This window comes from Streptomyces sp. UNOC14_S4, assembly GCF_020740835.1.
GTDB lineage: Bacteria > Actinomycetota > Actinomycetes > Streptomycetales > Streptomycetaceae > Streptomyces.
In genome coordinates this window covers 1-10,910 of sequence record NZ_JAINFC010000246.1, presented here as the reverse complement: position 1 = coordinate 10,910, position 10,910 = coordinate 1, and the positions used below count along the sequence as shown (strand labels likewise).

The following is a 10,910-nucleotide window of genomic DNA, read 5'->3' as shown; positions in this document are numbered from 1 at the left end:
TGCGCACGGCGCGCGGCTGCGGGTCCGTTGTGGCTTGTCGCGCAGTTCCCCGCGCCCCTATGGGGCGCGGCCCCGTTCCCGGCTGCGGGTGCCCCGTCAGGGGCGCGGGGAACTGCGCGAGCGGCCGAACGCGGCCCGCAGCCGCGCGGCGCGCGCAAGAGGCACCCCAGTAGGCGCAGCCGGAAACCGGCGGAGCCCGGTGGCTACCCGTGCCGGCGCCGATGCCGCGCAACCCGCTCGCGGTTGCCGCAGACCTCGCTGGAGCACCAGCGGCGCCGGTGCCCCCGCGACATGTCCAGGTAGACGAGGGAGCACGTCTCCCCCTGGCACTGGCGCAGCTGGCCCCGCGTGGTCGGGTCGGTCAGGAGTTCCACCGCGTCGCGGCAGATCTGGCCCACGAGCGCCCCGCAGTCGGGAGGCGCGGCGACGGCACGGACGAGGGTGCCGTCCTCGGTCCGTACGGCCCGCACGGCGGGCGGCGCGGCGGCCGCGAGGGCGTTGACGCGCTCCAGGTCGGGCTCGGCGGCCCGGCCGTCGACCTCGGCGTGGACGACGCGGTGCAGCAGGTCGCGGGCCGCGCGGAAACGCCCGAGCCAGCTCGCGTCGACGGCGCCGAGCGGGGTGCCCGGGGGCACGACCCCGGCGCCGAGCAGCCAGTCGCGCAGCCGCTCCGGGGTGTCGAGCCTCTCGACCGGCTCCTCGCTGAACCGGGCGCCGACCGTGGCCACCAGGTCCAGGCAGGGCCGCCCGGCATCGAATCGCAGACCGTAGGAGTAGGAGGCTGTCGCCGCCATGCGCCGGTCACCTTTTCCTTGTTCGCGCCCTGTACACGCCGTACACGCCTGTGCGCCTCTACACGTACGCGCTCTTCCCGCGCGCCCTGTCCGCGGCGGAGTCGCCACCTCCAAGGGTGCCCCGTCGGGTGCGCGCCCGTAACCCCCGTATCCGCCGTGCGGCGTCATACGCGGGCGCGCGGCCATACGCGCGTCAGCACATCAGCGCATCAGCGCTTCGTCGGCCCCGGGCAGCCAGCTGCCCGGCGGGCGGACGAGCCAGCCCTCGCGCGCGGCCAGCGCCGCGGCCGCCGCCCGCAGCGCGTCCAGGCCCGGGTGTCGCAGGCCGGGGCGCCACACCAACGAGACGGGCGACAGCGGCACCGGGTCGGTGAGCGGGCGCAGCACCATGCCGGGGACGTCGAGGAAGTCGGCGCTCGCCAGCACGGACCAGCGCCGCTTGCGGACGACGCGGACGAACTCCTCGTCGCCGTCGAGCCCGGGGAAGGGCGCGGCGGCGGCGATCCCCCGGCCCGCGAAGAGCCGCTCCGCGAGGTCGGTCCACTCGGCGGTGTCGGGGTTGCCCGCGGCGACGTAGAGGGTCTCGCCCGCGAGCCCGTCGAGCGGCACGGCGGGAAGCCCCGCCAGCCGGTGGTCGTCGGGCAGCAGGACGGCCATCGGCTCGTACCGCACGGGCAGATGGGCGAGCCGCGCCCGGACGGCCGGGTCCAGTCCTGCGAAGCGCCCGAACGCCACGTCGAGCCGCCCGGCGAGCAGTTCGGCGGCCGCGCCGGTGAGCCCGCCGTGGAAACGTGCCACGAGCTCGCGCTCGGGCGCGGCCTCGCGCGCGGCGGTCAGCACGCGGTGGGCGGTGCCGGTGGTGGCGCCGACGGCGACGAGCAGGGGGCGCCCGTCGCGGGCGCAGGCCGCGGCGAGTTCGTCGTGCGCGGCGAGGACGCGCCGGGCGTACGGCAGCAGGCGCGCGCCCTCCGCGGTGAGGGAGACCTGCCGGGTCGAGCGCGTGAACAGCTCGGTGCCCAGGTGCCGTTCGAGCCGCCGTATGTCCCGGCTGAGCGCCTGCTGCGCGAGGTGGAGCCGGGCGGCGGCGCGGGTGAAGTGCAGTTCGTCCGCGACGGCGGCGAAGGCGCGGAGGAGCCGGGGGTCGGTGTCTGCTGAGGCCATGTGCCGCAGTCAACAACAGGGGTGTTGTCAATGGCGAGGAATCAGGTGTTGGACCGGCACCCGCACCGCCCACGAGGCTTGCCGCATGCCGAATTCCCCCGATTCCTCTGACTCCCCTTACTCCCCTGTTTCCCGGCCGCTGTTCACCGTGGCGGGCGGAATGCTCGTGGCCGCCCGCCCGGCTTCCACGTTCACTCCCCCGGCCCGACGGCGCGACGAAAAACGTTACGGACGCCGGGACTTGGCCAGCGCCACCCCCGTCAGCGTCAGTATCCCCGCCGCGCCCGCCGCGACCGTCCCCACCACCAGTGGGGAGGCGGAGGCCGATACCGGGGCCCTGACGGACGCCGCCTCCGTCACCAGGAGGCGGCTGATCTTCCGGACGCGGCCGTGGTGGCTGACCACCAGGACGGGGTAGCTCCCCGCCCCGAGCCCCTTCCGGATGCGGGCGGGGCCGTAATAACGCGGCGCGTCCCCGTCACCGGCCTTGCTCTCGTCGCGGCGCAGGAGCACCGGGCGCTCGAAGGCCGGGGAGGTGGCGACGATACGGCCCTCCTCGCCGGGGTCGGGCGCGCCGTCGCGCCACAGGACGTTGACCGTGCCGCCGACGGCGACCTTGTGGCGGGTACGGGCGAGGGAGGGCCCGGAGCTCACCGCCGTGTCGAAGAAGGCGGGGCCGTGCGCGCGGCCCAGGTAGTCGCGGTCGCCGGGCCGGGCGGCCCGGACGGTCAGCGGCTTCTCGTCGAGGACGCGCCCGCCGGGCCCGGTGAGCGTCACCTTGTACGTGCCGTCCTTCACCGCGGCCGGCAGCGCGAGCCCGCCGGAGAACAGCCGGGGGTTGTTCCAGTCGGCGCTCTTCGGGTCGTGGGCGAGCCGCACGGGCGCGGGGAAGGCGGGCGAGCGCGCCTCGAAGGCGGTGCCGGTCTCGCCGGGGAAGAGGTCGTCGTAGGCCATCCACAGCTGCTCGCCGGGCCGCATGACCTCGCCGGGCGACGTGACCGTGAACCGCGGCCGCCGCGCGGGCCCGACCTCGACCCGGTCCTCGGCGACGACGTGGCCGCCCGCGCGCACGGTGAGCGGATAGCTGCCGGGCCGTACGGCCATGGCGATCGCGGGCCGGGCGTGGTGGCCGCGCGCGGCCTCCGGTGCCCGGTGCTCGTAAGGGGTGAGCCGGACGCTCCGGCCGAAGACGGGCGAGGAGACGGTGACCTCGCCCCGGCCGCGCACGCCCTGGACGTCTATGTCGACGAGCCCGCCGGGGCGGTTGTCGAAGGCCCCGTTGAGCAGCAGATGCACCCCGCTGCGTCCGTCACGGACGTCCCGCCCGCCCCGTCCGTCGTCGGCCGCCGCGGCCCCGGCCGGCCACAGCGCTCCGGCGCTCACGACAGCGATCACCGCACGAGTCCAGTTCACCGCGCACCCCCTCGTCGCACCCAGGAAGAGGGGCCGCCGGGCCGCGAGGTTGCACCCGGCCGGGACATGGCACGCAAAAGCCCCCGGCCTGACGCCATAGGCGCAGGTCGGGGGCTTTTCATGGGGAGTGGAGATGGCGGGAATCGAACCCGCGTCCAACGGTGCGGAACCAGGGCTTCTCCGAGCGCAGTCCGCTGCGATTTTCTCAGCCCCGGAGATCACACGGACAAGTCTCCGACGGGCTCAGTCACTGTTTGATTTCCCTCTCGACCCCGTGACCGGGTCTAGAGGTTTAGTTCCCTAGCTGATGCCAGGATCCGGGTCGGGAACAGCCCCGGGCTGACACTTCGCAAAGTCGCTACTTAGGCAGCGAGGGCGAAGGAATCGCGCTTGGTGTTGGCGATTATTGGTTGCGACATATGGTTTACGAGATCATTGCCGCTTCCTCGGCTCGCTTCCCCTGCTTCGACATCCGCTGTCGAAACCGATCATCCCCATGTTGTTTTTTCAAGGTGCGCCCCTTGCGGGGTGCGATGTCCATCGTACGTGACCGGCGGCCGCCGTCGCCAGCGCATTTAGCCGGACGGGCTACCGGGCCTGGGCGCGCTGACGCCTGCGGGCCGCGGAGATCGCGCGGTTGGCCTCGCGGGTGTCCTGCTTCTCGCGCAGGGTCTGCCGCTTGTCGTACTCCTTCTTGCCCTTGGCCAGGGCGATCTCGACCTTGGCCCGGCCCGCCTTGAAGTACAGGGCGAGGGGCACGATCGTGTGGCCCGTCTCCTGCGACTTGGAGTCGAGCTTGTCGATCTCGGCGCGGTGCATCAGCAGCTTCCGCTTGCGGCGCGCGGTGTGGTTGGTCCAGGTGCCCTGGGCGTACTCGGGGACGTGGACGTTGTGCAGCCACGCCTCGCCGCCGTCGATCTGCACGAAGCCGTCCACGAGCGAGGCACGGCCCTGGCGCAGCGACTTCACCTCGGTACCGGTCAGCACCAGACCGCACTCGTAGGTGTCCAGAATGTGGTAGTCGTGGCGCGCCTTCTTGTTCTGCGCGACCAGTTTGCGGTCGGTCTTGGCCTTCTTCTCTTTTCCCTTAGTCATAGCGCGCACATTCTCGCACTAGGACCCGCCTCTGAGGCCACTCAATACCGTGCGGGCACGGTGCTCGGCGTCGCTGCGCACGACCACGTCGGGGGCGATGCCGCGGCCCTCGACCGCGTGGCCCGACGGGGTCCGCCAGTGGCCCACGGTGAGCTCCGCGACCGAGCCGTCGGGGAGCCTGTCCGGCAGCTGCACGGAGCCCTTGCCGAAGGTGCGGGTGCCGACGACGACCGCCCGGCCGCGGTCCTGCAGCGCCCCGGCGAGCAGCTCGCCCGCGCTCATGGTGCCGCCGTCGACGAGCACGACCAGCGGCGGCCCGGTGTCCCCGCCCGGCGCGGCCTCCAGGGTGCGCTGCCCGCCCGGCACGTCGTAGGTGGCGACGAGACCGCCGTCGAGGAAGGCGGAGGCGGCCCCCACGGCCTCGGTGACCAGGCCGCCGGAATTGCCCCGCAGGTCGAGCAGGATGCCCTCGCCCCGGGCGGCCGTCCGCGCCGCCCGGCGGATGCGCTCGCCGGTGCCCCGGGTGAAGGAGTCGACCCGGATGCGGGTGGCGCCGGGGCCCTCCTCCCGGCCGCCCGGCAGCCGCTCCACGGCGACGTTCTCGGTGGCCAGCCGGGCCCTGTACACGGTCCGCTCCCAGGACCCGCCGGAGCGCCGCAGCCCGATCCGTACGGGCGTGCCCTCATCCGCGCCGCCCTCCGCCATGTCGTCGCCGCGCAGCAGGGCGACGACCTCGGCGACCGGTCTGCCCTCCGTCGCCACCCCGTCGACCGAGCGGATCAGGTCGCCCGCGCGGATGCCCTCGCGCTCGGCCGGGCCCCCGGGCCGTACGGCGTCGACCTCGGTGCCGCCGCCGTCGGCGGGCCGGGCGGTGAGGCCGACGCCGATGTACACGCCGTCCAGGGCGCGCTCCAGCCCCGCGTACGCGCGGGCGCTGTAGACGGAGCTCCAGCGGTCGCCGCTGCGGCCGATGACCTCGGCGGCGGCAGCGGCACCGGACTTCCCGTCCGCCGCGGCCCGTCCGGCGGCGGCCTCGACGGCGCGGGGGTCGGGAGGGCGGCCCGCTTCGTCGTCCTCGGGGAGGGCGCCCTCGTCCCCGTCCTGCTCCTCGTCCCGGCCCTCGTCGGCGCCCCCGGCTCTCCCGACGGCGGCTCTCCCGGACTGCCCCGCCACATGCGCCGGAGCGCGCGCCTCCGTGGCTTTCCGGCCGTCGTGCGCGCCCGCGTCCCAGGAACCGGCGGCGGCACCCGTCGCCAGCACGCCCGCGAAGACCAAGGTCAACGCGGTAGTGCGCCGCGCGCGGCGCTGCGGGAAGAACATCGGCGGGCCGGGCATGCGCGTGAGTCTAGGACACAAAGAAGGCGCCGTACGGGGAGTTGTCCGCACGGCGCCTCGGTTGCGCCCTGGTTCTCGCGTCGGGTCTTTGTCAGACCTTGAGGTACTTCCGGAGCGCGGCGGCCGCCGCGAGCGCGGGCATCAGCAGGCCGATCGCGAGCACCAGCGGCAGCTTGGCCAGCACCGCGTCCCAGCCGATGAACTGGATGACGTCGATGTGGTGCACCAGCCAGTTGTTCACGAGGAAGTACTGGCCGCAGACCAGCAGCACACAGGCCAGGCCCGCGCCCAGCAGGCCGGCGAAGGCCGCCTCCATGATGAACGGGATCTGGATGTAGAAGCTGGACGCGCCGACCAGCCGCATGATCCCGGTCTCCCGGCGGCGGCTGAACGCCGACACCCGCACGGTGTTGACGATCAGCATCAGAGCCACGACCAGCATCAGGAACATCACCCCGAGCGCCGCGAAGTTCATGCCGTTGAGCAGGTTGAAGAGGTTGGACAGCAGCGACTTCTGGTCCTGCACGGTCTGCACGCCGGGCCGCTTGGCGAAGGCGCTGGAGATGACCTCGTACTTCGCGGGGTCCTTGAGCTTGACGCGGAAGGACTCCTGCATCTGGTCCGGCGTGAGCGAGCCCGCGATCGGGGAGTTCTTGCCGAACTGCTCCTTGTAGTGCTTGTACGCCTCGTCGGCCGTCTCGAACTGGACGGTCTGGACGAGGTCCTTCATCTTCTCCAGGTCGGTGCGGATCTCCTTCTTCTGGTCCTCCGTCGCCGCCCCCTTGGCACAGGAGGGGAAGGTCTCGGCGTCGGTCTTGTTGCAGAGGAAGATGGAGACGTTGACCTTGTCGTACCAGTAGCCCTTCATCGTGCTGACCTGCTCGCGCATCAGCAGCGACCCGCCGAACAGCGCGAGCGACAGGGCGACGGAGACGATCACCGCGAAGGTCATCGTGAGATTACGGCGGAGACCGACGCCGATCTCCGACAGGACGAACTGGGCGCGCATGGCGTCCTTTCAGGCTTTCAGTGCTGGTAGCCGTAGACGCCGCGCGACTGGTCGCGCACGAGACGGCCCTGTTCCAATTCGATGACGCGCTTGCGCATCTGGTCCACGATCTGCTGGTCGTGGGTGGCCATGATGACGGTGGTCCCCGTCCGGTTGATCCGGTCCAGCAGCTTCATGATGCCGACCGAGGTCTGGGGGTCGAGGTTGCCGGTCGGCTCGTCCGCGATGAGCAGCAGGGGGCGGTTGACGAACGCGCGGGCGATCGCGACGCGCTGCTGCTCACCGCCGGAGAGCTCACCGGGCCTCCGCTGCTCCTTGCCGCCGAGGCCCACCAGCTCCAGCACCTGCGGGACGGCCTTGCGGATCTCGCCACGGGGCTTGCCGATGACCTCCAGGGCGAAGGCCACGTTCTCGTGGACCGTCTTGTTGGGCAGCAGCCGGAAATCCTGGAAGACCGTGCCCAGCTGGCGGCGCATCTGGGGCACCTTCCAGTTGGAGAGCCGGGCGAGGTCCTTGCCCAGCACGTGCACCTGGCCCGTGCTGGCCCGCTCCTCGCGCAGCAGGAGTCTGAGGAAGGTGGACTTGCCGGACCCGGAGGAGCCGACGAGGAAGACGAACTCGCCCTTCTCGATCTCCAGCGAGACATCGCGCAGCGCCGGGCGGCTCTGCTTGGGATAGGACTTCGAGACGTTGTCGAATCGGATCACGAGTGCACCACGCGTCTGGCCTGGACAGGGTCACGGAACACCGCGCGCGCGGCTCCCGTCGGTGAGCGTGACCATACGCGAACCACACGTGTACGCGCAGACGGCGTCCGGTCTTGGCGCGTTTGTCACCGGCCCGCCGGGGAGAAAACTGGGGCAATCGGGTCCACGCTCCCGGGTTCAGCCGACCGGCCGCGCCGAACGGCGGGGAAGCTGGCACAGTGGTAAGGGGAACCGCTCGGCGTCCCCGCGCGTTGGACGTACCGGAGGAGGAGATCGCATGACATGCGACCGACTGGTGTGCGCCAATTGCGCGGCCCCCGTCAGCGAGGGCCGCTGCCCCGTCTGCCGGGCGAGCCGGGAGCGGCTTCAGCACCAGGAAGGCATTTTCGCGGGCCTGAACCCGGCCGCGCTGCTCGTGCTGCTCGTGGCACTGATAGCGGTGGCCGTGGCCGCCCGCGGATTCGCCGGGTAGCCGCCCGGCCACGCACCGGCGCCAGGCCGCACGCCCGGCCATGCTGGCACGCCTCCCCGCCGGATCGCCCCTGACATCACGCACGAGGGCCCGGAGCGCAGTGCGCTCCGGGCCCTCGTCCTGTGCGCCCCCGCCCGGGGCCGCCGGGGCCGCCCCAGGGGTCGCTCAGGGGGTCGTCGCTCAGGCCGCGGTGCCGCGGGCCATCAGACGCGGGAGCAGCCGGAAGCCGACGCCGCCCGCGATCATCGTCGCGGCGCCGACGAGCAGGAAGGAGGTCTGGCCCGCACCCGTCTGGGCGAGCTCCTCCTTCGGCTTGGCCTGCTGGACGGGCTTGAGGCCCGCGCTGTCCGTGTCGGTGTTGGTGCCGCAGTTGCTCGCGGTGTCCACGGGGCAGGTCCGGCCCTCGCCGGGCTTGTCACCCTTGTCGCCGCCGCCCGTGGAGCCGGTGGAGCCCTCGTGGTCACCGCCGCCCGTGCTGCCGCCGGTGCCGTTGTGCTCGCCACCGGTGGAGCCGGAGGAGCCCTCGTGACCGCCGGTGCTGCCGCCGTCGCCACCGGTGTTCCCGCCGTCGCCACCGGTGTTCCCGCCGGTGCCACCCGTGTTGCCACCGGTGTTGCCGCCGGTACCGCCCGTGTTGCCGGTGCCACCGTTGTTGCCCGTGGAGCCGGTGTTGCCGGTGCCGCCGTTGTTGCCGGTAGAGCCGGTGTTACCCGTGCCACCGTTGTCGCCGGTGGAGCCGGTGTTGCCCGTGCTGCCGGTGGACGGGCCACCGGTGGACGGGTCGCCCGACGTACCGGTGGACGTACCCGTGGAGGTCCCGGTCGAGGTACCCGTCGAGGTGCCGGTGGACGTACCGCCGTCGGTCTGGCCGCCACTGGACGGTCCACCGGTGGACGGGTTGCCCGTCGTACCGCTGGTGGAGGGGTCACCGGACGTGCCGGTCGAGGTGCCGGTGCTCGTGCCGGTCGAGGTACCGGTGGACGTGTTACCGGTCGTGCCGGTGGAGGTGTTACCCGTAGTGCCCGTGGTACCCGTGGTGTCACCGCCGGGCTGCGGGATGTGGTCGGGGTCGCCGTCCGGGGCGGTGACACCGTGGACCGAGGCCGTACCGACCCCGGCGACGTGCACACCCGCGGCGGAGGCCGCACCCGCGGCCGTCAGCGAAGCACCCGCGGCGATCACCGCGCCGGCGGCTATGCGCGCGACGCGCACCCGCGTCTTCTTGGTCATATACCTGCTACCCCCAGTAGCTGATCGTCATTGGAGCAGCCATACACAGGGCGGTGGCTCTGGGGCGGGAGCGTCGCACCGGCTACTCGCCGGGCCGCTCGCCCCCCGCCACACGCGCCCCAGTGATACGCATGCCGCACGCCAGCCTGTCCAGTTTCTGAGGCAGCGTCAAGGGAGTTTCAGGCACGTTTGTCCGGCTATGCAGCCGAATGGGATTACTTCTCCTGCTGTTCCTGCTGCTTGCGCCAGCGGATGCCCGCCTCCAGGAAGCCGTCGATGTCACCGTCGAGGACCGAGGTGGGGTTGCCGACCTCGAACTCGGTACGGAGGTCCTTGACCATCTGGTAAGGGTGCAGGACGTACGAACGCATCTGGTTGCCCCAGGAGTTGCCGCCGTCGCCCTTGAGCGCGTCCATCTTGGCCTGCTCCTCCTGGCGGCGGCGCTCGAGGAGCTTGGCCTGGAGGACGTTCATCGCGGTCGCCTTGTTCTGGATCTGCGAGCGCTCGTTCTGGCAGGAGACGACGATGCCGGTGGGGATGTGGGTCAGGCGCACCGCCGAGTCGGTGGTGTTGACGCCCTGGCCACCGGGGCCGGAGGAACGGTAGACGTCCACACGGAGGTCGGACTCGTCGATGTCGACGTGGTCGGTCTGCTCGACGACGGGGAGCACCTCGACGCCCGCGAAGGACGTCTGGCGGCGGCCCTGGTTGTCGAAGGGCGAGATGCGCACGAGACGGTGGGTGCCCTGCTCGACGGAGAGCGTGCCGTAGGCGTACGGGACCTGGACGGCGAAGGTGGTCGACTTGATGCCGGCCTCTTCCGCGTACGAGGTCTCGTAGATCTCCGTCTTGTAGCCGTGGCGCTCGGCCCAGCGCAGGTACATGCGCTGGAGACGCTCGGCGAAGTCCGAGGCGTCGACGCCACCGGCCTCGGCGCGGATGTTGACCAGGGCCTCACGGGCGTCGTACTCACCGGAGAGGAGGGTACGGACCTCCATCTCGTCCAGCGCCTTGCGGACGGAGGTCAGCTCGGCCTCGGCCTCGGCCATGGCGTCGGCATCGCCCTCGGCCTCGGCGAGCTCGAACAGCACACCAAGATCGTCGATGCGGCCGCGCAGGCCCTCCGTCTTACGGAGCTCGGCCTGGAGGTGCGAGAGCTTGCTGGTGATCTTCTGCGCCTCCTCCGGGTCGTCCCAGAGGGAGGGGGCGGCCGCCTGCTCCTCGAGCAGGGCGATGTCAGCCCTCATCCTGTCGAGGTCCAGGACGGCCTCGATCGACCCCATGGTCGAGGAGAGGGACTTCAGCTCTTCGGATACGTCAACGACTGCCACGCACCCAGCCTAACGGCTGCGCCGGGCTGCGGGTGTCCGATGCGGTCCCTCTCACCACCCGGGCCCCTGGCCCGGACCCCGGCCCCTGACGGCGGGAGGCCCCTCTTTCCCGGGGGCTGCGCCCCCGGGGCCCCTGCGCCTGCCGGGTGTGCGGCTTGCGCTCCGCGCGCGGCTTGTGGCCCCGGTGGGGGCTTGTCGCGCAGTTCCCCGCGCCCCTGAGAAGCCGCTTGCGAGCTCGGTCGCCCGTGTCCGTCCGGCGGCTGCGGGTCGTGGCTGGTTGCTCGCGCAGTTCCCCGCGCCCCTGAAGGGGCGCGGTCTCCCACCCCTGCGGAGAGTCGACAGCGGGCTTGGGCGCCCCCTACC

10 protein-coding genes and 1 other RNA gene are annotated in these 10,910 nt (G+C 72.3%); 1 reads left to right on the top strand and 10 read right to left on the bottom strand.

What is annotated here, in order from left to right:
- Positions 1-203 precede the first annotated feature (203 nt).
- The 8 genes from K6I34_RS21615 to ftsE form a co-directional block, all read right to left on the bottom strand.
- Positions 204-794 (bottom strand): ABATE domain-containing protein, encoded by a 591-nt coding sequence (locus K6I34_RS21615; RefSeq protein WP_229327981.1) that lies wholly within the window; start codon positions 792-794, stop codon positions 204-206.
- Positions 795-995: 201 nt separating this feature from the next.
- Positions 996-1,955, bottom strand: a complete 960-nt coding sequence (locus tag K6I34_RS21610) for a LysR family transcriptional regulator (RefSeq protein ID WP_229327980.1) — start codon at positions 1,953-1,955, stop codon at positions 996-998.
- A 225-nt stretch (positions 1,956-2,180) separates the two neighbouring features.
- A complete protein-coding gene (locus K6I34_RS21605) occupies positions 2,181-3,368 on the bottom strand; it encodes a hypothetical protein (protein ID WP_229327979.1) in 1,188 nt (395 codons plus the stop codon).
- A gap of 125 nt (positions 3,369-3,493) precedes the next feature.
- Positions 3,494-3,864: a transfer-messenger RNA gene (gene ssrA, locus K6I34_RS21600) on the bottom strand.
- Positions 3,865-3,956: 92 nt separating this feature from the next.
- A complete protein-coding gene (smpB, locus tag K6I34_RS21595) occupies positions 3,957-4,463 on the bottom strand; it encodes an SsrA-binding protein SmpB (RefSeq protein ID WP_229327978.1) in 507 nt (168 codons plus the stop codon).
- Between the two features lie 18 nt (positions 4,464-4,481).
- Positions 4,482-5,798: a S41 family peptidase gene (locus tag K6I34_RS21590; protein ID WP_229327977.1), complete on the bottom strand. Its 1,317-nt coding sequence runs from the start codon at positions 5,796-5,798 to the stop codon at positions 4,482-4,484.
- A 91-nt stretch (positions 5,799-5,889) separates the two neighbouring features.
- Positions 5,890-6,807 carry a permease-like cell division protein FtsX gene (gene ftsX, locus K6I34_RS21585; protein WP_229327976.1) on the bottom strand — a complete coding sequence of 306 codons (918 nt, stop codon included), beginning with the start codon at positions 6,805-6,807 and terminating at the stop codon, positions 5,890-5,892.
- Between the two features lie 17 nt (positions 6,808-6,824).
- Positions 6,825-7,514, bottom strand: coding sequence for a cell division ATP-binding protein FtsE (gene ftsE / locus K6I34_RS21580; RefSeq protein WP_229327975.1), 690 nt, complete (start codon positions 7,512-7,514; stop codon positions 6,825-6,827).
- Positions 7,515-7,791: 277 nt separating this feature from the next.
- Here ftsE and K6I34_RS21575 point away from each other — a divergent pair, with 277 nt between their 5' ends.
- Positions 7,792-7,986 (top strand): hypothetical protein, encoded by a 195-nt coding sequence (locus K6I34_RS21575; RefSeq protein WP_229327974.1) that lies wholly within the window; start codon positions 7,792-7,794, stop codon positions 7,984-7,986.
- Between the two features lie 180 nt (positions 7,987-8,166).
- Here K6I34_RS21575 and K6I34_RS21570 read toward each other — a convergent pair whose 3' ends face one another.
- Together K6I34_RS21570 and prfB are read right to left on the bottom strand one after the other, a co-directional pair.
- Positions 8,167-9,216: an LPXTG cell wall anchor domain-containing protein gene (locus K6I34_RS21570; RefSeq protein WP_229327973.1), complete on the bottom strand. Its 1,050-nt coding sequence runs from the start codon at positions 9,214-9,216 to the stop codon at positions 8,167-8,169.
- 215 nt (positions 9,217-9,431) lie between these two features.
- On the bottom strand, positions 9,432-10,547 hold the full coding sequence (prfB, locus tag K6I34_RS21565; protein ID WP_229327972.1) for a peptide chain release factor 2: 1,116 nt from the start codon (positions 10,545-10,547) through the stop codon (positions 9,432-9,434).
- Between the last annotated feature and the right edge of the window lie 363 nt (positions 10,548-10,910).

What these genes read in the sequence shown, in the direction of transcription:
- K6I34_RS21570 (WP_229327973.1), bottom strand. Translation starts at nt 9,216, where the DNA reads ATGACCAAGAAGACGCGGGTGCGCGTCGCGCGCATAGCCGCCGGCGCG.
- K6I34_RS21610 (WP_229327980.1), bottom strand. Translation starts at nt 1,955, where the DNA reads ATGGCCTCAGCAGACACCGACCCCCGGCTCCTCCGCGCCTTCGCCGCC.
- K6I34_RS21615 (WP_229327981.1), bottom strand. Translation starts at nt 794, where the DNA reads ATGGCGGCGACAGCCTCCTACTCCTACGGTCTGCGATTCGATGCCGGG.
- smpB (WP_229327978.1), bottom strand. Translation starts at nt 4,463, where the DNA reads ATGACTAAGGGAAAAGAGAAGAAGGCCAAGACCGACCGCAAACTGGTC.
- K6I34_RS21575 (WP_229327974.1), top strand. Translation starts at nt 7,792, where the DNA reads ATGACATGCGACCGACTGGTGTGCGCCAATTGCGCGGCCCCCGTCAGC.
- K6I34_RS21590 (WP_229327977.1), bottom strand. Translation starts at nt 5,798, where the DNA reads ATGCCCGGCCCGCCGATGTTCTTCCCGCAGCGCCGCGCGCGGCGCACT.
- ftsX (WP_229327976.1), bottom strand. Translation starts at nt 6,807, where the DNA reads ATGCGCGCCCAGTTCGTCCTGTCGGAGATCGGCGTCGGTCTCCGCCGT.